Annotated in this window: 18 protein-coding genes and 2 pseudogenes; 13 read left to right on the forward strand and 7 right to left on the reverse strand. The window is 70.6% G+C overall.

Annotated elements, in window-relative coordinates; all coding sequences use genetic code 11:
• Window positions 1-172: 172 nt before the first annotated feature.
• Entirely contained in the window at window positions 173-721 is a 549-nt protein-coding gene (locus tag Q4V64_RS44995; RefSeq protein WP_124437236.1) for a hypothetical protein, read from the forward strand.
• Window positions 722-739: 18 nt separating this feature from the next.
• Here the strand turns inward: Q4V64_RS44995 and Q4V64_RS45000 are convergent, their stop codons facing one another.
• The 4 genes from Q4V64_RS45000 to paaI are packed head-to-tail and all read right to left on the reverse strand — an operon-like array spanning window position 740 to window position 4,247.
• A complete protein-coding gene (locus tag Q4V64_RS45000) occupies window positions 740-1,693 on the reverse strand; it encodes a helix-turn-helix domain-containing protein (protein ID WP_124437235.1) in 954 nt (317 codons plus the stop codon).
• 13 nt (window positions 1,694-1,706) lie between these two features.
• Window positions 1,707-2,423, reverse strand: a complete 717-nt coding sequence (locus Q4V64_RS45005; RefSeq protein WP_253266681.1) for a TetR/AcrR family transcriptional regulator — start codon at window positions 2,421-2,423, stop codon at window positions 1,707-1,709.
• A gap of 37 nt (window positions 2,424-2,460) precedes the next feature.
• Entirely contained in the window at window positions 2,461-3,807 is a 1,347-nt protein-coding gene (gene paaK / locus Q4V64_RS45010; RefSeq protein WP_124437234.1) for a phenylacetate--CoA ligase PaaK, read from the reverse strand.
• Window positions 3,804-4,247 (reverse strand): hydroxyphenylacetyl-CoA thioesterase PaaI, encoded by a 444-nt coding sequence (gene paaI / locus Q4V64_RS45015; protein WP_172628979.1) that lies wholly within the window; start codon window positions 4,245-4,247, stop codon window positions 3,804-3,806. Before paaI ends, paaK begins: the two co-directional genes overlap by 4 nt.
• Before the next feature lie 96 nt (window positions 4,248-4,343).
• Here paaI and paaN point away from each other — a divergent pair, with 96 nt between their 5' ends.
• The 11 genes and pseudogenes from paaN to Q4V64_RS45070 all read left to right on the forward strand — a co-directional run bounded on the left by paaN (window position 4,344) and on the right by Q4V64_RS45070 (window position 15,298).
• Window positions 4,344-6,056 carry a phenylacetic acid degradation protein PaaN gene (gene paaN, locus Q4V64_RS45020; RefSeq protein ID WP_124437232.1) on the forward strand — a complete coding sequence of 571 codons (1,713 nt, stop codon included), beginning with the start codon at window positions 4,344-4,346 and terminating at the stop codon, window positions 6,054-6,056.
• A gap of 1 nt (window position 6,057) precedes the next feature.
• Window positions 6,058-7,281, forward strand: a complete 1,224-nt coding sequence (locus Q4V64_RS45025) for a thiolase family protein (RefSeq protein ID WP_124437239.1) — start codon at window positions 6,058-6,060, stop codon at window positions 7,279-7,281.
• Window positions 7,278-8,051: an enoyl-CoA hydratase/isomerase family protein gene (locus Q4V64_RS45030; RefSeq protein ID WP_124437231.1), complete on the forward strand. Its 774-nt coding sequence runs from the start codon at window positions 7,278-7,280 to the stop codon at window positions 8,049-8,051. The genes Q4V64_RS45025 and Q4V64_RS45030 overlap by 4 nt, the downstream gene beginning before the upstream one ends.
• Complete coding sequence (locus Q4V64_RS45035; RefSeq protein WP_124437230.1) at window positions 8,048-8,920, forward strand: 3-hydroxyacyl-CoA dehydrogenase family protein; 873 nt, start codon at window positions 8,048-8,050, stop codon at window positions 8,918-8,920. The genes Q4V64_RS45030 and Q4V64_RS45035 overlap by 4 nt, the downstream gene beginning before the upstream one ends.
• Window positions 8,911-9,747, forward strand: a complete 837-nt coding sequence (locus tag Q4V64_RS45040; RefSeq protein ID WP_124437229.1) for an enoyl-CoA hydratase-related protein — start codon at window positions 8,911-8,913, stop codon at window positions 9,745-9,747. The genes Q4V64_RS45035 and Q4V64_RS45040 overlap by 10 nt, the downstream gene beginning before the upstream one ends.
• 85 nt (window positions 9,748-9,832) lie before the next feature.
• The gene (gene paaA / locus Q4V64_RS45045; protein ID WP_124437228.1) at window positions 9,833-10,825 is read left to right on the forward strand and encodes a 1,2-phenylacetyl-CoA epoxidase subunit PaaA; all 993 of its coding nucleotides are present in this window, start codon (window positions 9,833-9,835) and stop codon (window positions 10,823-10,825) included.
• Window positions 10,822-11,106, forward strand: a complete 285-nt coding sequence (paaB, locus tag Q4V64_RS45050; protein WP_124437227.1) for a 1,2-phenylacetyl-CoA epoxidase subunit PaaB — start codon at window positions 10,822-10,824, stop codon at window positions 11,104-11,106. The genes paaA and paaB overlap by 4 nt, the downstream gene beginning before the upstream one ends.
• A 9-nt stretch (window positions 11,107-11,115) precedes the next feature.
• On the forward strand, window positions 11,116-11,949 hold the full coding sequence (gene paaC / locus Q4V64_RS45055; protein ID WP_124437226.1) for a 1,2-phenylacetyl-CoA epoxidase subunit PaaC: 834 nt from the start codon (window positions 11,116-11,118) through the stop codon (window positions 11,947-11,949).
• Window positions 11,943-12,470, forward strand: a complete 528-nt coding sequence (gene paaD, locus Q4V64_RS45060; RefSeq protein WP_124437225.1) for a 1,2-phenylacetyl-CoA epoxidase subunit PaaD — start codon at window positions 11,943-11,945, stop codon at window positions 12,468-12,470. Before paaC ends, paaD begins: the two co-directional genes overlap by 7 nt.
• Window positions 12,470-13,579: a 1,2-phenylacetyl-CoA epoxidase subunit PaaE gene (gene paaE, locus Q4V64_RS45065; RefSeq protein ID WP_124437224.1), complete on the forward strand. Its 1,110-nt coding sequence runs from the start codon at window positions 12,470-12,472 to the stop codon at window positions 13,577-13,579. Before paaD ends, paaE begins: the two co-directional genes overlap by 1 nt.
• 492 nt (window positions 13,580-14,071) lie before the next feature.
• Window positions 14,072-15,298: pseudogene (locus Q4V64_RS45070) on the forward strand (IS256 family transposase).
• Window positions 15,299-16,013: 715 nt separating this feature from the next.
• On the opposite strand, the gene Q4V64_RS45075 reads toward Q4V64_RS45070, so the two are convergent.
• The 3 genes and pseudogenes from Q4V64_RS45075 to Q4V64_RS45085 form a co-directional block, all read right to left on the reverse strand.
• Entirely contained in the window at window positions 16,014-18,470 is a 2,457-nt protein-coding gene (locus Q4V64_RS45075; RefSeq protein ID WP_303714440.1) for a SpoIIE family protein phosphatase, read from the reverse strand.
• 436 nt (window positions 18,471-18,906) lie between these two features.
• Window positions 18,907-19,389: a thioesterase family protein gene (locus tag Q4V64_RS45080; RefSeq protein ID WP_253266766.1), complete on the reverse strand. Its 483-nt coding sequence runs from the start codon at window positions 19,387-19,389 to the stop codon at window positions 18,907-18,909.
• A pseudogene (locus Q4V64_RS45085) lies at window positions 19,362-20,222 on the reverse strand (bifunctional salicylyl-CoA 5-hydroxylase/oxidoreductase); the annotation flags it as partial. The gene Q4V64_RS45080 and the pseudogene Q4V64_RS45085, both read right to left, overlap by 28 nt.
• A gap of 26 nt (window positions 20,223-20,248) precedes the next feature.
• Here Q4V64_RS45085 and Q4V64_RS45090 point away from each other — a divergent pair.
• The gene (locus tag Q4V64_RS45090) at window positions 20,249-20,794 is read left to right on the forward strand and encodes a hypothetical protein (RefSeq protein WP_172629038.1); all 546 of its coding nucleotides are present in this window, start codon (window positions 20,249-20,251) and stop codon (window positions 20,792-20,794) included.
• Window positions 20,795-20,806 lie beyond the last annotated feature (12 nt).

Below are 20,806 nucleotides of genomic sequence, written 5' to 3' on the forward strand. Positions count from 1 at the left end.
GTTTTCATCGGTGCCACCGTCTTGCCAGGAGTGCCCTGAAAGTTTCGCTTGGGCGGCTCAGCGTGCCCTGGTTCGCAGGCACATGTCGATCGAACAAACCGATGGATGCCGGGCGCATTTTCAAGATCTTCAAGGGTCTCCCCAGGGCACGGCCGTGGCCGACCGTTCACGCATGCCGGTGCTCGCGGTGCTGCACACGCAGTGGAAGGACGTCCTGCCGGCCGGCGGCACCTTCATCGGCACCAACTCCATCGGCCACATCTTCATGGCGTACGTCCTGTCGTACGCCACCACACAGCTCGGTTTCGCCCGGGACCGCATCGTGCTGCCGGCCCTGATCGCCGCCGCGGTGTGGCCGGCCACCATCCCATGGGTGGCGGCCCTGTCCGACCGGCTCGGCCGTCGCAAGGAGTGCTCATCGGGTCCTGCGCGCCGCTGTTGTGGGCCGCGGTCCTCTTCCCGCTCATCGACACGGGGGCGACAGCGTCCGTGTTCTCCGAGCTTCGCTGCGCGGCTGCGCTGCGGCGGGGTATCGCTCGGCTACCGGATCGGCGCCGTTCTCGGTGGCGGCTCGCCCCGACCGTGGCCACGCCCTGTTCGCCGCCGGGTTGGCACATGGCCGATCACCGGCTATCCGACCGGGGTGGCCGCGCTGAGTCTGGGCTGCCAGGCACCGCTCACCAGGACGCGGGCAGAAGACAGCACCTCCCGGTGGCGCTGAAGGCGGCCGTCCGCCCCGTCACCCCGACGGGCGGGCAGCCGACCGCCGGATCTCTGCCGCGCTCTGCCCGAACTCCGCGCGCAGTGCGCGGCTGAGATGCGTGGCGTCGAGCACGCCCCAGCGGGCCGCGATCACAGCCACGCTGCGATCGGCGAGCAGAGGGTCCGCGAGGTCGCGCCGAATCCGCTCCAGGCGGCTCGCGCGGATCCAGGAGGACAGGGTGACGCCGCGCTGCTGGAGAACCTTGTGCAGGTAGCGCACCGAGATGCTGTGAGCCCGGGCCACCAACTCCGGTGCGAGACGGGGGTCGGAGAGCCTGCCCAGGCAGTACGTCAGGATGCGGTCGGCGAGGTTGTCCGTGGGATGCGCCACGACGGGCTGCTCGGCCAGGGCTGACAGCACCACCGAAACCAGGGCGTCGGCCAGATGAGGGCCGCCGCTGCCGACACACGCGTCCAGTCCGTCCGCCGTGTCTCGCAGCAGCGTGGCCGCCAACCGCCGCCCACCGCCGTCGGTGGGCACGGCGAGCGCCGTGCGGCTCCCGAGACCGTGGACGTGCGGGCCCAGCAGAGCGCGCGGGATGCCCAGCACCACGATGTCGAAAGGCTCCCAGAAGCACAGTTCGTACGGCCTGACGGTCTCGTAGACGACGAGATCGCCCGGGCCCGGCAGGCACTGGCGGCCGTCCTGCTCAACGCCCGCGCGGCCGCGCCCGTAGAGCGCGACCTTGACCAGTTCCCGGTCGCCGGAACCGATGAGGGAGCGTGAGCGCAGCACCGTACACGGCCCTCCGGTGATCCGGGTGACCAGCACCTCACCCGGCCTGGCAGTGCGCATGCTGCCGCTCACACCGGTTCCCACTGCGGTGGTGCCGGAGCGGATACGCAACGGAGCGAACGCGTCCGAGGCACGCTGCTGGAAGCGTTCGATCTGCTCGGATGCGTCGGGCACCGGATGCGCGGCGGTCGTCATGAAGCTGTCTCCTTCACCCCTTCGTCAGCGGTCCTGCCATCCGTTCCGCATCAGTCTGTCCCCGGTGTTCCGGAATGTCCACGGCCGGTCCGGGGCAGCTCGCGGGCTGCCCGTGCAGACCATCGAAGAGGATGGCCGTCAGCGCGTCGGCCACCGTCTCCACGGGCAGGCCGCGATCGGGGCTGTACCACTCCACGAGGGAATTGACGGTGCCGAACAGCAGTCGGCCGGCGAGGTGTGGAGCAATGTCGTCTCGTATGCCGCCCTCGGTTGCCGCTTGGGCCATCAGCTCGGCGACACGGTGATCGAACTCACGGCGCCTCGCGAGCGCGTGCTGTTCGACCTCGCTGTTGCCGTGCAGGCGCAGCAGCAAGGTGACGTAGGGCAGCTCGGCCGCGAGGACTTCGACGCTGCGGTGCACGATGCGCTTCATCCGGGCGGTCGCCGTGGCGTCCGGAGCTGTGCTGCCCGGGTCCTGGTCCTCGTCGAGTACCGCGAAGAGGGCGTCCAGGGCTCGGCCGACCGCGAGCTCGAGGAGTTCCTCCTTGCCGGAGACATGGTGGTAGATGCTCGACTTGCTGAGGCCCAGACGCCTGGCCAGCTCCTCCATGCCGGTGCCGTCGTAGCCGCGTTCGTTGAAGACCACGACGGCGACCTCCAGCAGCGAGTCGCGGTCGTAGGCGGGACGGCCGTGGCGGCCGGTTGGGTTCTGCACAGGTGTCCTGGTCACTCGGCCATTGTGGCAACGGCAGAAATCACTGCCGCACTCACTGCTCCCGCAGATCTCTGACCCGGCGGATCTTGCCGACCGAGCGCTCCAGAGTCCCGGGATCGACGATCGTCACCTCGACGGTCACACCCACGCCGTCCTTGACTGCCTTGCCGATCGCTGCTGCGGCGGCCTCCCGCTGCTCCGGACCGGTGCCGGGGCGAGCCTCGGCGCGCAGAGCCATGTGGTCCATGCGGCCGCGTCGGCTCAGCTGGATCTGGAAGTGCGGGGCGACCGCGGGGGTGCGCAGCAGGATCTCCTCGATCTGGCTGGGGAAGACGTTCACCCCGCGCAAGATGATCATGTCGTCGCAGCGGCCGGTGATCTTCTCGATACGGCGGAAGGCCGGGCGGGCTGTGCCGGGCAGCAGCCGGGTCAGGTCGCGGGTGCGGTAGCGGACGATCGGCAGGGCCTCCTTGGTGAGGGAGGTGAAGAGCAGTTCGCCGCTGTCGCCGTCGGCCAGCAGTTGGTCGGTGACCGGGTCGACGACCTCGGGGTAGAAGTGGTCCTCCCAGACGTGCAGGCCGTCCTTGGTCTCCACGCACTCCTGTGCCACGCCGGGGCCGATCACCTCGGACAGGCCGTATATGTCGACGGCGTGGATGTTCATGCGCTCCTCGATCTCGCGGCGCATCTCCTCCGTCCACGGTTCGGCGCCGAAGATGCCCACCTTGAGGGAGCTGGTACGCGGGTCGATGCCCTGCCGTTCGAACTCGTCGAGGAGGGTGAGCATGTAGGAGGGGGTGACCATGATGATCTCAGGTTCGAAGTCCTGGATGATCTGCACCTGGCGGGCGGTCATGCCCCCGGAGGCGGGGATCACGGTGCATCCTGCGCGCTCGGCGCCGTAGTGCGCGCCCAGACCGCCGGTGAACAGCCCGTAGCCGTACGAGATGTGCACCTTGTGGCCGGGACGGCCGCCGGCCGCGCGGATGGAGCGGGCGACGACATCGGCCCACATCGACAGGTCGTTCTCGGTGTAACCGACGACGGTCGGGCGGCCGGTGGTGCCGCTGGAGGCGTGGACGCGGCGGACCTGGTCCATGGGGACGGCGAACATGCCGAAGGGGTACGTGTCCCGCAGATCGGCCTTGGTGGTAAAGGGGAATCGGGACAGGTCCTCCAGGCGACGGCAATCGTCGGGCTTGACCCCGGCATCGTCGAACTTCTTGCGGTACAGCTCGACGTTGTCGTAGGCGTGCCGCAAGGTTGCCTGGAGCAAGCTGAGCTGATGACCTCTCAGCTCCTCGCGCGTCATCCGCTCACCGCCGTCCAGCAGCTCGTCCGGGATCGGCTCCCCCCGGCGGGTTCCTGGGACCGCGGGGGCCGTCAGTTCGCTGCTCATCGCGACTCCTTCGTCTTCGTGCTTCGGATACTGCGGCTGCGCCCGCGGAACTCCGCGATCACCTCGTCGCCGCGCAGGATGCTCACGTCATAGATGCCGCTGCGCCCGAAGCGGGTGCGTTCCCGCGCGGTCGCCACCAGTACGTCGCCTTCGTAAGCCGAGGCGACGAAATCGATGTCGGCCCCTGCCGCGACGGTCACGGGCCCGTGACTGTTGCAGGCACAGGCGAAGGCGGTGTCGGCGAACAGGAACAGATAGCCGCCGTGAGCGATCCTGTGTCCGTTGACCATCGCCGGGGTCACGGTCATCCGGAGTACGGCGGTCCCTTCGCCGTACTCAAGGAGCTCGATACCGAGACTCCTCGACGCCTCGTCCGCGGCGAACATCGTCTCCGTCGGGCCGGAAACAGGACCGGGAGCGGTGTTAGTGGCCTGCGTCATGGTTTCTACCACCTTGTGTACCGACCGAACATTCGGTTAGCGTGCGGCGCGGCCAAGTAATCCAGCATCACCACTGCCTGTCAAGAGGTGGAACGTATGTCCCAGAACAGCCCCGAGCGACCCGACTTCTTCGCACGTCACCGCGCACTGCTGGAACAGGCGGTCGCCGCTACGGCGACCCGGGACCATTGGACGCCGTATCCGGAATCACCCAGCACGTCGGTCTACGGCGAAGAGGCGCCGAAAGCCGGGGAGGTCGCCTTCCGGGACCAGGCCGACAGGCATTTCGAACTGGCGGGTCACCCCGGCGAGGGGCGCGTGACGGCCTCCGAGACCTCTCCGTACGGCTTCGCCCTCGACATCACCTACCCCCGCGTCGCGCCGGACGAGGCGGTGGCCGCCGCCAAGGCCGCCACCGCCCCCTGGCGCGCCGCGGGCCCTGACACCCGCGCCGGTGTCACCGCCGAAATCCTGGCCCGGCTCAACGCGGCGAGCTTCGAGATCGCGCACGCCGTGCAGCACACCACCGGCCAGGCGTTCGTCATGGCGTTCCAGGCGGGCGGCCCGCACGCACAGGACCGCGGCCTGGAGGCAGTCGCGTACGCCTGGGCCGAGCAGCGGCGGCACCCGGGCGCGGCCCGCTGGAGCAAGCCGCAGCGCAAGGGCGGCCCGACGGTGCTGGACAAGAAGTTCACGCCGGTCGGACGCGGTGTGGCGCTGCTGATCGCCTGCAACACCTTCCCCACCTGGAACGGTTATCCGGGCCTGTTCGCCAGCCTGGTCACCGGCAACCCGGTCGTGGTCAAGCCCCACCCGGGCGCCGTCCTGCCGCTCGCCATTACCGTGCGGATCACCCGCGAGGTACTGGCCGAGGCGGGCTTCGACCCCAACCTCGTGATCCTCGCCGCCGAGGAGCCCGGGGACCGGAACGCCGGTCTCCTCGCGCTGCACCCCGAGGTCCGGATCATCGACTTCACCGGCTCGACGGAGTTCGGTGACTGGTTGGAGACCAACGCCCGGCAGGCAGCCGTGTACACGGAGAAGGCCGGCCTCAACACCGTCGTCCTGGACTCCACCGACGACTACCACGGCCTGCTGGGCAACCTGGCCTTCTCCCTGGCCCTCTACAGCGGTCAGATGTGCACCACCCCGCAGAACCTCCTGATCCCGCGCGACGGCATCGCCACCGACCAGGGCGTACGGACCGCTGACGAGTTCGCCGCCGACCTCGCCGCCGCACTGGACAAGCTGCTCGGCGACCCGGCTCGCGCCGTCGGCACCCTCGGCGCGATCGTCAACGACGGCGTACTCGAGCGCCTGGAGCAGGCCGGTGCGGTCGGCCGTACGGTGCGTCCGTCGGCGCCCGTCGAACACCCCGAGCACCCGAAGGCCGTCGTCCGTACGCCGCTGGTGGCCCGGTTGGACGCCGAGACCGACCGGGAGACCTACTCCCGCGAGTGGTTCGGCCCTGTCTCATTCGTGATCGGCACCGACTCCACCGAGCACAGTCTGCGGATCCTGCGCGAGACGGTGCGCGCGCACGGCGCCCTGACCGCCGCCGTCCACTCCACCAGCGAAGAAGTGCTGGAAGCCGCCGAGCTGGCGGCCCTGGACGCGGGAGTGCATCTTTCGGAGAACCTCACCGGCAGCGTCTTCGTCAACCAGTCCGCCGCGTTCAGCGACTTCCACGGCAGCGCGGCCAACCCGGCCGCCAGCGCCACCCTGTCCGACCCCGCGTTCGTCACCGGCCGCTTCGCGACACTGCAGTCGCGTCGGCCCGCCCCGGCCGAGGAGAGCCCCGATGCCTGAGCTGCCCGACGAGGTCTATCTGATCGACGGAGCCCGCACCCCGCAGGGCCGCTACGGCGGTGTCCTGGCCTCCGTACGCCCCGACGACCTGGCGGCCCTGGTGGTGGGTGAGGCCGTTCGCCGCGCCGGGGTTCCAGCCGAGGCGGTGGACGAAGTGATCCTCGGTGCCGCCAACCAGGCCGGGGAGGACAACCGGGACGTGGCCCGGATGGCCGTGCTGCTCGCCGGACTGCCGCACACCGTGCCCGGCTACACCGTCAACCGGCTGTGCGCCTCGGGACTGACCGCCGTGGCCTCGGCCGCCCAGGCGATACGGTCCGGGGAGGCCGGTCTGGTCGTCGCGGGCGGTGTGGAGTCGATGACCCGCGCCCCGTGGGTGATGGCCAAGCCCGGCACTCCGTGGGCCAAGCCGGGCGAGGTACACGACACCTCCCTGGGATGGCGGTTCACCAACCCGCGCTTCGCCGCCGCCGACCGGGCCGTTCCGGTCGGCGCCGGGCCGCAGACGGTGAGGACGACGCTGTCCATGGGCGAGACGGCCGAGGAGGTCGCCGCGCTCGACGGCATCACCCGCGCCGAGTCCGACGCCTTCGCGCTGCACAGCCATCAGCGGGCCGTCGCCGCCCAGGAGGCGGGCCGCTTCGACAAGGAGATCGTGCCAGTACCGGTCCGCGACGGCGAAGTGACCCGCGACGAGGGCCCCCGGCCCGCGACGACGCTGGAGAAGCTCGGTGCGCTGCGCGCCCTCTTCCGCACAGACGGCATCGTCACCGCCGGCTCCGCCTCGCCGCTGTCCGACGGCGCCGCCGCATTGGTGGTGGCGAGCGCGGCGGCCGTCGAGCGGTACGGGCTCACCCCCAGGGCCCGGATCGTCACCTCCGCCTCGGCCGGTGTGCAGCCCAACGTCATGGGCCTCGGCCCGGTCCCCGCCACCGAGAAGGCCCTGGCCCGCGCCGGATGGCAGGCTGGCGACCTGAACGCGGTCGAGCTGAACGAAGCCTTCGCCGCCCAGGCGCTGGCGGTCATCCGCCGCCTCAAGCTCGACGAGGAGAAAGTCAACGCCGACGGCGGCGCCATCGCGCTGGGGCATCCACTGGGCTGCTCCGGCGCCCGCATCCTGCTCACCCTGCTCGGCCGGCTGGAGCGCGAGGACGCCCACCGGGGCCTGGCCACGCTGTGCGTGGGCGTCGGGCAGGGCGTCGCGATGCTCGTGGAGCGGGTATGAGTACGTCCGGAGCCGCGACGTACGAGACGCTGCTCGTCGAGGAACGCGAGGACCGGGTCGTCGTCACCCTGCACCGCCCCGAGGCCCGTAACGCCATCAGCGGGCTGATGATCCGCGAACTGCACGCCGTCTGCGACCTGCTGGAGCAGCACCCGAAGCTGCTGCTGCTGACCGGCCACGGTGGGGTGTTCGCGGGCGGCGCCGACATCGCGGAGCTGCTGCGGCGGGGGCGGGACGATGCCCTGCGGGGCATCAACAGCCGGCTGTTCGAGCGGTTGCGCAGGCTGCCGATGCCGACCGTCGCCGCTGTGGACGGCTGGGCGCTGGGCGGCGGTGCGGAACTGTCCTACGCCTGCGACATCCGTATCGCGGGACAAGACGCCGTCTTCGGCAACCCGGAGCCGGGGCTCGGCATCCTCGCGGCGGCCGGTGCCTGCTGGCGGCTGCCAGAACTGGTGGGTGAGTCGGTCGCCAAGCAGGTGCTGCTCGCCGGACGGAACCTCGACGCACCGGCGGCACTTGCCGCGGGGCTGGTCATCGAAGTCGTACCGGCGGACAAGCTGCTGGACCAGGCGCACGCGCTGCTCGACCGCATGGCCCGCTCGTCGGCCACGGCCCTGCGCCTGACGAAGCTGGTGGTCGACTCACCCGGCGCCCACCCGGTGGCCGACGACCTCGCGCAGGCCGTGCTCTTCGAGGGCCAGGACAAGAAGGACCGGATGACACGTTTCCTGAGTAAGAGGGGCCTGGAGAAGGGAAGCCGAGCATGACCACCACACCCCCGTCCCCGTCCGCGCCCGCCGTCGTCGGCGTCATCGGCGGCGGCCGCATGGGCGCCGGCATCGCGCAGTCCTTCGCGGCCGCCGGCTCTTCCGTGGTCGTTGTGGAGAGCAGTGCGCAAGCCGCGGCCGCCGCGCTGGACCGGGTCGCCACCGGCCTGAAGCGCGCCGCGGAGCGGGGCAAGCTCATCGAGCCCGCCGAGCGGGTGCTCGCCCGGGTCACGACGGCGGACTCGGTCGATGGACTGCCCGCTGAGGCCGAGCTGGTCGTCGAGGCCGCCCCCGAGGACACGGCGCTCAAGGCCCGGCTGCTCGCCGCGGCCGAGAGGGCGGTGAGTACGACGACCGTGCTGGCCACCAACACCAGCTCCCTGTCGGTCGCCGAACTCGCTTCCGCGCTCACCCGGCCCGGCCGCTTCCTGGGCATGCACTTCTTCAACCCGGTGCCCGCCTCCGAACTGGTCGAGATCGTCGTCGCGCCGTACACCGAGGCCGCGGTCATCAGCGCCGCACTGGACTGGACGCACGCCCTCGGCAAGTCGGACGTCGTCGTCAAGGACTCACCCGGCTTCGCCAGCAGCCGCCTCGGCGTGGCACTCGGCCTGGAGGCGATCCGCATGGTCGAGGAGGGCGTCGCCGAGCCCGAGTCGATCGACGACGCCATGACCCTCGGCTACAAGCACCCCATGGGGCCTCTGCGCCTCACCGACCTCGTCGGACTCGACGTACGCCTGGCCATCGCCGAATACCTGCACACCACCCTCGGCGAGCGCTTCGCACCGCCCCAGCTGCTGCGCGACAAGGTCGCCCGCGGCGAGCTGGGGCGGAAGACCGGACAGGGGTTCTACACATGGCAGTAAGCGACGAAGTACGGGCACAGGAGGCACCGCCCGAGTCACGGCACGGCGTCGGCTACACCCTGGACGACGGCGTCGCGACCATCGAACTGCAAAGGCCCTCCGCCGGGAACGCGCTCGACGTCTCCCTGCGACTCGGGCTGCTGGCCGCCGTACGCCGGGTGCAGAGCGACAGGGAACAGGTCCGCGCGGTGCTCCTCACCGCCCAGGGGAAGCACTTCTGCGTCGGACAGGACCTCAAGGAGCACGCCCAGGCCCTGGAGACCAAGCCCGCCTCGGCCTTCGCCAGCGTGCGGAACGAGTACAACCCCCTGGTGGAGGCGCTGCACGCGCTGTCCCAGCCAGTGGTCGCGGCCGTCGAGGGCGCGTGTGTCGGGGCGGGGCTCGGACTGGCGCTCTGCGCGGATGTGCGTGTCGCGGCCGAGGGCGCCCGTTTCTCGACCGCCTTCACCGGGATCGGGCTTGCCGCCGACAGCGGTCTGAGCCGTGCACTGGCCCAGGCGCTCGGCCCGTCGCACGCCGCCACACTGATGCTCCTCGGCGACCTCTTCGACGCCGAGGCCGCGCAGCGATGGGGACTGGTGCACCAGGTCGTGCCCGACGGCGGCGCCGCCGCAGCAGGCCTGGCCCTCGCCCGACGGCTGGCCGCCGGGCCCACAGCGGCGTACGGGGAGGTCAAAGCACTCCTGCGGAACGCTCCAGGAGCGAGCCTGCACACCGCGCTGGAGGGAGAGGCAGCGGCTCAGGAGCGCCTGGGCGCGACGCGGGACCACCGCGCCGCGGTACAGGCCTTTCTCACCCGGCGCAAGCCATCCTTCGAAGGCCGCTGATCGGCCACCGACCCGGCAGGGCTTGCCCAGCCGGGGAAAACTCGTCAGACTATGACCCGAACGAACGGTCGGTAGGGAAGTTGATATGTCGATGAGCACCACAGAAGCATCCGCGGCCGGCTGCGATGGACCACTGCTGGAAGAGCACTTCAACGCCACGATCGCGAAAGACCAGCGGATCGAGCCTCGCGACTGGATGCCCGACGGCTACCGCAGGACGCTGATCCGGCAGATCGCGCAGCACGCCCACTCGGAGATCATCGGGATGCAGCCGGAGGGTGACTGGATCACCCGCGCTCCCTCCCTTCGCCGCAAGGCGATCCTCTTCGCGAAGGTGCAGGACGAGGCCGGGCACGGGCTGTATCTGTACTCGGCCGCCGAGACGCTGGGCGCAGACCGTGCCGAGCTGACCGAGCAACTGATCAGCGGCCGCCAGAAGTACTCGTCGATCTTCAACTACCCGACGCCGACCTTCGCGGACGTCGGGGTGATCGGCTGGTTCGTGGATGGCGCGGCGATCTGCAACCAGGTGCCGCTCTGTCGCTGCTCGTACGGGCCGTACGCGCGGGCGATGGTGCGGGTGTGCAAGGAGGAATCCTTCCACCAGCGCCAGGGGTACGAGCTGCTGTTGACGATGATGCGCGGCACCGAGGCTCAGCGGGCCATGGTCCAGGACGCCGTCGACCGATGGTGGTGGCCGTCGCTGATGATGTTCGGCCCACCCGACGACGACTCGCCCAACTCGGCGCAGTCGATGGCCTGGAAGATCAAACGGCATTCGAACGACGAACTGCGGAAGCGCTTCGTCGACATGACCGTGCCCCAGGCCAAGAAGCTCGGCGTCACCCTGCCCGACCCGGAGCTGCGCTGGAACGAAGAGCGCGGACACCACGACTTCGGCACCCCCGACTGGTCCGAGCTGCAGCGCGTGATCAGCGGCGACGGACCGTGCAACGCGGAGCGGGTCGGCCGGCGCCGGGCCGCCCACGAGGAGGGCGCCTGGGTACGGGAGGCGGCGACCACCCACGCGGCCAAGCGGGCCGCCCGCACACAGGCGACAGAAGGAGTGGCGGCATGACACAGGACTGGCCTCTGTACGAGGTCTTCGTACGCGGAAAACGCGGCTTGAACCACGTCCACGTCGGCTCACTGCACGCCGCCGACGACCGCATGGCCCTGACCCACGCCCGCGATCTGTACACCCGGCGCAACGAGGGCGTGTCCATCTGGGTGGTGCGCTCGGGGCACATCGCCGCCTCGACGCGCGACGAGAAGGACCCGTTCTTCGTCCCCAGCGCCGACAAGGTCTACCGGCACCCCACGTTCTACGACATCCCCGACGACGTCCCCCACATCTAGGAGCAGGGCATGAGCGACGACCACGTCTATCTGTCCCTTGCCGAGGGACACGACGACAGCGACGCCCGCTGGGCGTTCGGCACCGGCTTCGAGGACCCGCTGCACGGCGTCGACTCGGCCGTGCCGGACGGGGTCGACACCGGGGAGCTGGCCGCGTACTGCCTGGCGCTCGGTGACGACGCGCTGGTCAGCGCACAGCGGCTGGCCCAGTGGTGCACCCGCGCCCCTGAGCTGGAGGAGGAGGTGGCTCTGGCCAACATCGGGCTGGATCTGCTGGGCCAGGCCCGCCTGCTGTACGCACGGGCCGGGCAGGTGGACGGCACCGGGCGTGGTGAAGACGCGTACGCCTACTTCCGTGACGCGGACGACTTCCGCAACGTACGGCTGGCCGAACTGCCGGGCGGTGACTTCGCGTTCTCCATAACGCGGCTGCTGGTGCTGTCCTGCTGGCGGCTGGCCTTCTTCGAGCGGCTCGCCGTCGCCACGCCGGACCCGGTGCTCGCCGCCATCGCTGCCAAGGGCGTCAAGGAGCTGGCGTATCACCGCCAGTACGCCGCCGACTGGGTGGTACGGCTGGGCGACGGCACCGAGGAGTCGCACCGCCGGATGCGCGGGGCGCTGGATCAAGTGGCACCGTACTTCGGCGAGTTGTTCACGGCCCACGATGTACGGGACGAGGTCGTCGCCGTCCTTCGCCAGGTCACGGACGCCGCCGGGCTCGCCCTGCCCGAGGCGCCGCCGGTGTCCGGACATGGCCGCGAGGGCGATCACACCGAGTACCTGGCCGCGCTGCTGGCCGAGCTCCAGAGCGTCGCCCGCGCCCTCCCGGACGCGACATGGTGACGTTCACGACCACGGCGCTCATGGACGCACGGCGGGCCCGGCACATCGCCGAGCAGGTGCCCGACCCGGAAATGCCCATGGTCACCCTCGCCGACCTCGGCGTACTGCGCGACGTCGAGGTCGGCGCGGACGGCACGGTCGTCGCGAGCCTGACTCCCACCTACTCCGGCTGCCCCGCCATGGCCGAGATGCGCGCCGAGGTCGCCGCGCGGCTGCGGGACGCAGGGTTCCCCCGGGTGGAGATCCGGACCGTGCTCGCCCCTCCGTGGAGCACCGACTGGATCACCCCCGACGGCCGCCGCAAACTCACCGAACACGGCATCGCCCCGCCCGGCGCCGCGCCCCGGCAGGCTTCCGGGCCCGTGCCGCTGGAGCTGTCCGCCACCCGACGTTCGGTGGCCTGCCCCCGCTGCGGATCGGCGGACACCGAGGAGACCTCGCGCTTCGCCGCCACCTCATGCAAAGCCCTGTGGCGCTGCCGCACCTGCCGCGAGCCGTTCGAGTACGTCAAGGAGATCTGATGGCCCCCACGACAGCCGACCCCGCCCCGGCACCCACCCGCCGGGCGCGCCGCCCGGCCTTCCACACGCTGCGAGTCGCCGCGGTCCAGCCGCTGTGCGAGGACGCCGCCGCCATCAGCTTCGGCATCCCCGAGCACCTCACCGAGGAGTTCGCGTACCGGCCCGGCCAGTCGATCACCCTGCGCCGCGAGATCGACGGCCGCGACGAGCGCCGCTCGTACTCCATCTGCTCCCCTGTCGGCGCCCCGCCCCGCATCGGAGTACGGGTGGTGCCCGACGGGCTGTTCTCCTCCTGGCTGGTCAACGACGTGCGCCCCGGCGACACCGTCGAGGTGATGGCGCCGACCGGCGCCTTCACCCCCGACCTGTCGCAACCCGGCCACCACGTCCTGATCGCCGCGGGCTCCGGGATCACCCCAATGCTGTCCATCGCGGAATCCGTCCTCGCCGCCGACCTCGACTCGCGCGTCACGCTCTTCTACGGCAACCGGCGCAGCGACACCGTGATGTTCGCCGACGAACTCGCCGACCTGAAGGACCTCCACCCGACGCGCTTCCAGCTCGGTCACGTCCTCTCCCGCGAGCCCCGCGAGGCCGAGGTGCTGTCCGGCCGCCTCGACGCCGACCGGCTCGCCGTGCTCGTCGACGCCCTCGTCGACGTGGGCGCCGCCGATCACTGGTGGCTGTGCGGCCCGCACGGCATGGTCCGCGACGCCCAGCAGGTCCTCGCCGGACTCGGCGTTCCCGCCGAACGCGTCCACCAGGAGCTGTTCTTCGCCGACGACGAGCCCGTGCAGCCCGTACGCCACGAGGACCGGCCTCCCAGGGGCCCCGTCAGCCAGGTCACCATCACCCTCGACGGCCGCTCCACCACCTCCGCATTGCCGCGGGACCGTTCCCTCCTCGACGGTGCCCAGAAGATCCGCCCCGACCTGCCCTTCGCCTGCAAGGGCGGCGTCTGCGGCACTTGCCGCGCCCTGGTCACCGACGGCACGGCCGACATGCGCCGCAACTACGCCCTCGAACCCGTGGAGGTCGACGCCGGCTACGTCCTCACGTGCCAGACCTTCCCCGTCTCCGACGCGCTGACCGTCGACTTCGACAGCTGAAGCAGGCCGTGACGCTTCATCTCTGTATCGCCGAGGGCATCGGGACTATCCGTCTGTGCCCTGTAGTCCTAGTGCCGCGGCAGGCAACGTTTGCCCCGTCACGACGCCCGGCACGCTCCCCCACTGCCCTAAAGGCGTGGGAGGTGCCCCCACTCGCCGCACCGGGCACAGACCCAAGTACATCCAGTACGAGGGCCTGCGCCCGGCACGCCGAGAGCACGCACCGGACGCCGCTCCTTGACGGGCAAACGTTGCCTGCCGCGGCACTAGCTCGGACAGCAGGGAGCAAGTAACGCCTCGGCAGGTCCTCAGGAACTCACCTCCGGCAGCGGGCTGCCGGGTCACGCTCGGCTAAATGCGGTCCAGGGAGCGTACAGATGGCAGGACCGGGCCGGCAGCGGGACTGTAAATCGTTCGGTGTAACTCCCGATCAAGGAAGATGCATCGACGACCAGCGAGAACGTGACCGAGCCCGAGACCACCGAGGCGGCTGTGCTGCAGCCGTCGAGGTCCGTGGACGACCAGTTGATCGACGAGCTGGTGGGTCGGGCCCAGGCCCAGGGGCTCCAGTTGACAGGCGAGGGCGGGCTGTTGCAGCAGCTGACCAAGCGGCTGCTGGAGTCCGGCCCTGGAAGGCGAGATCACCGACCACCTCGGCTATGACAAACACGACCCGGTCGGCAAGAACGGTGGCAACTCCCGCAACGGCACCTGCGGCAAGACCGTGCTCACCGAGGTCGGACCGGTCGAGATATCTGTGCCCCGCGACCGGGACGGCACCTTCGAGCCGAAGATCGTGCGCAAGCGGCAGAAGCGCCTGTCCGGCGTCGACGAGATGGTCATCTCACTGTCCGCGAAGGGTCTGACGACCGGCGAGGTCCAGACCCACCTCGCGGAGGTCTACGGGGCCGACGTCTCCAAGCAGACCATCTCCACCATCACCGACAAGGTCATGGCCGAATGGCAGAACCGGCCCCTCGACGCCGTCTACCCGGTCATCTTCATCGACGCGATCCACGTGAAGATCCGCGACGGCGCCGTGGCCAACCGGCCGATCTACGTGGCCCTGGCCGTCACTGCGGAAGGCCGGCGGGACATCCTGGGCCTGTGGGCCGGCGACGGCGGTGAGGGCGCCAAGCACTGGATGCACATCCTCACCGAGATCAAGAACCGAGGCGTCAACGACGTCCTCATGCTCGTCTGTGACGGTCTCAAGGGTTTGCCCGACGCCGTTGAGACCGTCTGGCCCCGCACCACGGTCCAGACCTGTGTGGTCCACCTGCTGCGGAACTCCTTCCGCTATGCCGCCCGCCAGGACTGGGACAAGATCGCCCGCGTCCTCAAACCCGTCCACACCGCGCCGAGCGAAGAGGCTGCCCTCGAGCGGTTCGCCGAGTTCGCCGATGCCTGGGGCAAGAAGTACCCGGCGATCGTGCGGCTCTGGGAGAACGCGTGGGAGGAGTTCACGCCCTTCCTCCGCTTCGACACCGAGATCCGCCGCATCGTCTGCACCACCAACGCGATCGAGTCCGTGAACGCCAGGAGCCGGCGGGCGGTCAAGGCCCGCGGCCACTTCCCGAACGAGCAGCCGCCTTGAAGTGCGTCTACATGGCCATCATGTCGCTGGACCCCACCGGCAAGGGCCAGGCCCGTTGGACCATGCGCTGGAAGACCGCCCTGAACGCCTTCGACGGCCGACTCACCGCAGCCTGCCAATAACTCCAACCACCCTGGTTACGCCGTTCGTTTGACAGACCCCCCTGGCGGATTCGCATGATCGTCGAGATCCGCTCCATGCTCTGCCGTAGCCCCAACTCGCTCAGCCGGTGCCTGAATTGGGCGAAGGTGTACTCCGACAACCCCGCAGGCTCTCCGAGCTGATGCCGGGTTTCCGGGCGATCTCGGTCAACGTCCGGCCCGAGGAGGTCACGCGCGCTATCGCGTCCCGCTTGAGCTCCTCCGAGTACCGGCCGGCGAACCACCGCCGTAAGCATGCTGGTGGGCGGCAGGCACACTTCGCGGGTTCCTGCGCCCTCCCGGCGCGGAACCCGCCGCCGGCGAGGGCCCAGGCACGGCATGAACGGTGCCGTCGGCACCCGGGCGGTTGTCGACGGCATCGGCGAAGCGAGCCGCGGTATAGCCGCCGGACCCGGCGAAACTCGGGCCGCGGCCGACGGCACCGCATGCTCCGGTGTCGGTGCCTCTGCCGACCTCGGTTCGTGACGGGCACCTCACCGTGTGCAGCAGTACCCGGGCGTGGCCGACCTTGCCGTCAGCGCCTGGTCACCGAGCACCGCCCATCCGCACTCCGCGGAAGAACCTCGTTCGGGGCCGACCCGGTGACCTCTCCAGTCAGGGGAGTGATCGCGATGGGTGCGGGTGTGGTGGGAGAAGTGCGGGCAGGATCTCCCTGGTGGATCCGTGGGGTGGAGCTTCAGATGCCGGGCTGGAGTACGTCGAGGTCCTGTTCTGCCCAGATGGTTTTCCCGGTGTCGCCGTGGCGGGTGCCCCAGCCGCGGGTCAGCTGGGCCACCAGTAGCAGGCCGCGGCCGCCCTCGTCGTAGGTGTGGGCCCGGCGCAGGTGGGGGGCGGTGTTGCTGGCGTCGGAGACCTCGCAGATGAGGTGGCGGTCGTGGATCAGCCGTAGCTGGATGGGCGGGGCGGCGTGGCGGATGGCGTTGGTGACCAGTTCGCTGATCACCAGCTCGGTGACGAAGGATGCCTCTGTCAGGTCCCAGGCCGCGAGCTGGGCGGTGACGAGCTTGCGGGCCTGGGCCACGATGGCCGGGTCGGCGGGCAGGTCCCAGGAGGCGACGTGCCGGGCGTCGAGCGCGTGGGTGCGGGCGATGAGCAGGGCGATGTCGTCGGTGCGGTCCTCGGGCCGCAATGTGCCGATCACTGTGTCGCAGAGGACGTCCAGGTCGGCGGCGGGATGGGCGAGTGCGTTGCGCAGCCGTGCCAGCCCCTGGTCGATGTCCAGGTGGCGGGACCCGATCAGGCCGTCGGTGTAGAGGGCGAGGATGCTCCCCTCGGGCAGCGCGACGTTGGTGGCCTCGAACGGCAGTCCGCCCAGGCCCAGCGGAGGGCCGACGGGCGCGTCCAGGAAGTCCACGGTGCCCTCGGGGGTGACCAGGGCGGGCATGGGGTGACCGGCGCTGGCCAGTGCGCAGGTTTGTGAGACCGGGTCGCAGACGGCGTACAGGCAGGTGGCGCCGAACCCCCCGGCGGTCTCGGCGGCCTGGTCGGTCGGCGACGTGCCGCCGGTGTCCGCGTCTGCCGCCAGCCGGATGACGAGATCGTCGAGGTGGGTGAGCAGTTCGTCGGGCGACAGGTCGACGTCGGCGAGGGTGCGCACGGCGGTGCGCAGCCGCCCCATGGTGGCCGCCGCCTGGATGCCGTGCCCGACCACGTCGCCGACGACCAGGGCGACCCGTGCGCTGGACAGCGGGATGACGTCGAACCAGTCGCCGCCCACTCCGGCGAGCGCGCTGGCGGGCAGGTATCGGGAGGCGACCTCCACGGCTTGCTGCCGCGGCAGCTGTTGCGGCAGCAGGGTCTTTTGCAGCGCCGTCGCGGTGTCGCGCTCGCGGGTGTACCGGCGGGCGTTGTCGATGAAGACGGCGGCCCGGCCGGTGATCTCTTCGGCAAGCAGCAGATCGTCCTCGCTGAAGGACTCCTGCCGTTGATGGCGGATGAAGACGGCGATGCCGAAGGTGGTGCCGCGAGCACGGAGAGGCACGGCCATGAGGGAGTGCATTCCGAGCGCGCGGATCACGGCTTCCCGGCGCGGCTGCCCAAGCGACCAGTCGGTGTTCGACGGGTCGTACTTCGGTCTGAGCACGGCTCGGCCGGTGGCGAGGCACTCGGCAGTCGGGGTGTCGGCGGCGTAGGAGTCCACCTCGCCGAGGGGGACGACCGCCTCAGGAGTTCCCGGGAGTACGGACTGGTGGGCCACACGGCGCAGACGGACAGCGCCCCGTCGGGCGGTTCCGGGCACCGGGCCGGAGGCGGGATCGGGGAGCAGATCAACGGTGGCGAAGTCGGCGAACTCCGGCACGGCCACTTCTGCCAGTTCTTGCGCTGTGCGCGCCACGTCGAGGCTGCTGCTGATCCGGACGGTGGCATCGTTGAGCAGTTGCAGCCGCTTACGCGCCCAGTACTGCTCGGTTATGTCGTGGGCCGCCATCCCCACGCCGCACAGGGCGCCGCCCTCGTCCCGCACCGGGTACACGGCGCTGGACCAAGCATGCTCCCGGCTCTCCCCGGGGGTCTTCACGTAGGTCTCCACCTGCTGCGGCTCCTCGCTTTCCAGCGCCAGGCGCACGGCTCGCTCCAACCGTGCGACAGCCGGGTGGGGGTCGCCCTCCATGAACCGCAGACCGCGCATCTCGGTCTCGGTGAGGCCCAGTGCGTTCTCCGCGCAGCTGTTGGCATGGCGCAGGCGCCCGTGCGTGTCGAACACGAGCATCGCGCAGCTGGGCGACTGCCTGAGCATCCACTCCATGAGCGGCTTGTCCTGCGGGGTGGCTGCCTCGGCCAGGGAACAGACCAGAAACCAGTCCGGGCCTGTATCCGTCATCGTCTGACGGTGGGCGAGCAGACCGGCCTCCACCGGTTGCCCGTCCCGGTGCCGCAGCCGCAGCCGGCCACTCCACCTCGACAGTGCCTGGATCTCGCGCAGCGTCTCCGAGGTCAGTGTTTCAGCGAGCAGGCGGGCGGCGGGCGTGCCGACGATCTCGTCCGGCAGGTAGCCCAGTAGCTGCCGGGAACCCTCACTCCATTCCGTCACGATGCCGTGCTGATCGACGACAGCCCACGCCGAGCCACCGTCGTCGACAACGTGGCCGGGCAGGCCCGGGCGTTCGGCGATGGAGGTCCGTCGCTGTTCCATCGCCGTCTCGTTTCCGCTGGAGGCTCGGGGACTTCCGCTTGCCGACGCCGCGCTGCGCGTCCGTCCGCCCCCGTGTCTCCATTATGGCTCGCCCCACCCGAACGGCACCTTGTGGCGCTTCGTCAGTCGGTGACGGCAGGCAGAAGGGCTTGTCGCCATGTCGTCGTTCAGCGGTCGTGGAGAGCCGCTGCCCGTGGTGACCTCGATGGAGACGGAGCGGTTACGGGGGCGGCGGAACCGGCCGGACGGTGCGCGCGGCCGGGCGCTCCATCGCGCTGGAACGCGTAGTGCTGGCCTCCTTCTCGGACCGGGCCCCGTGCAAGAACAAGGTCCACAGGGCGCCGTCCCAAGTGGTACTCGCCGAGGCCGAGCGGCTGCGCGGACAGCGGGCCGCCGTCGGTGATCCAGTCGAACGGGTCGTGATCGACCGGTCCCACTATGCCGTCGTGGCCGATCGCCCGGCTGCCTCCGGGGACGCGTCTGCTGTCAGCGCCGTGCGCCAGGCGGCCGGCCATGGTGCGCTGCCGCCCGCCTCTTTGTCGGGGACGTGCACGGTGACGTAGCTGCCCCGGGCGGCACGTCGGTGCGGCCCGCTGTCGGCGGCCTCCCGCCACACCTCGAAGGCGAAGGTCATCGAGGACCGGCCGAGGCGGACGAGCTCGATCCGGGTCGTTACCTCCTCGCCGAACCGGAGGGACGCCTCGAACTCCACCTCGTAGCGCACTCGGGGCGCCACCGGGAAGTAGCCGGGGATGCCGTGCTCGCGCATCAGCGCGGCCTCCGCCGACTCGGCGTACCGCACGACGGTGGTGTTGTGGTAGATCCCCGCGGCGTCGGTGTCCACCCACTCCACGCGGGAGCGATGGACAGCGGACGGGTGGACCGGGTCGCTCATCCGGTCGTCCGGCTGGGCGTCCACCGCAGGTGGACGGTGTCCTGGGGGGTGTCGCGCAGCAGCGCGAGGCGCGGGCGGACCGCGTCCGTGCGTGACGTCGGAGGCTTGCGGCGGCCGGCCGCGAACTGAGCCGGCCACTCGGCGCCCGGGCCGCGGTAGTTCTGTTCGGCGGCCGCCTGCAGGGTCCACTGCGGGTTGTAGAGGTGGGTACGGCCGAGCGCGCACAGGTCGGCGCGGCCGGCCAGCAGGATCGAGTTGACGTCGTCGTACGACGAGATCGCGCCCACCGCGATCACGGCCGCGCCCGCCGGGGCGGCGACCTCGTGCCGGATCCGGTCGGCGAACGGGGTCTGGTAGGAGCGGCCGAAGGCGGGCTTCTCGTCCTGGGTGACCTGGCCGGAGGAGACGTCGATCGCCGCCGCCCCGTGCGCGACGAACGCCCGGGCGATCTCGACCGCGTCGTGCTCGGTGTTGCCGTCCGGGGACCAGTCGGTCGCCGAGATACGGACCGTCACCGGGCGGTCGGCCGGGAAGGCGGAGCGGACCGCGTCGAAGACCTCAAGGGGGAAGCGCAGACGGTTCGTCAGTGCGCCGCCGTACTCGTCCGTGCGGTGGTTCGCGACGGGGGAGAGGAAGGAGGACAGCAGGTAGCCGTGGGCGGCGTGCACTTCGAGCAGGTCGAAGCCGGCCTCCGCGGCCCTGCGCGCGGCCGCCGCGAAGTCGGCCACGACCGCGTCCATGTCCTGACGGGTCATCTCGCGCGGCACGTGGCAGCCCGCACCGTAGGGCAGCGGGGACGGGCCGACGACCTCCCAGTTGCCCTCGTCGAGCGGCTGGTCAATGCCCTTCCATTGCAGTTCAGCTCAGTTCGGAGAGATCGCGGATGGTTGCGGCACCGGACCTGGCGCTCGGCGAGCATCCGGCGGAGTCCGGCATCGACATCGCCATGGCACCGCACCTCAGGCTGGACCACGGATTCGCCCATTCCACGGCGGACCTGTTCGGTTCCCTGTCCGCGGTGCCCATGCTCCCCGTCGTCATCAACTGCGTGGACCGGCCGCTAGTGCCGCGGCAGGCAACGTTTGCCCCGTCGCGACGCCCGGCACGCACTCTCGCCGCACCGGGCACAGACCCAAGTACATCCAGTACGAGGGCCTGCGCCCGGCACGCCGAGAGCACGCACCGGACGCCGCTCCTTGACGGGCAAACGTTGCCTGCCGCGGCACTAGCCACGGCGGCGCGCACGGCGGAGCTGGGCCGCGCGGTCGGCACCTTCCTGCGCACCCGCCTGTCGGCCGACGAACGGGTCCTCGTCCTGGGCTCCGGCGGCATCTCCCATGCCCCGCCCTCGCTGATTCCCGGTGCCCGGGACCTGACCGAGGGACAAAGGCAGAAGCTGATCACGGACAACCTGGCCCGTGCGGCCTAGGCGATCGACCCG

This window comes from Streptomyces sp. NL15-2K (assembly GCF_030551255.1).
Taxonomy (GTDB): Bacteria; Actinomycetota; Actinomycetes; order Streptomycetales; family Streptomycetaceae; genus Streptomyces.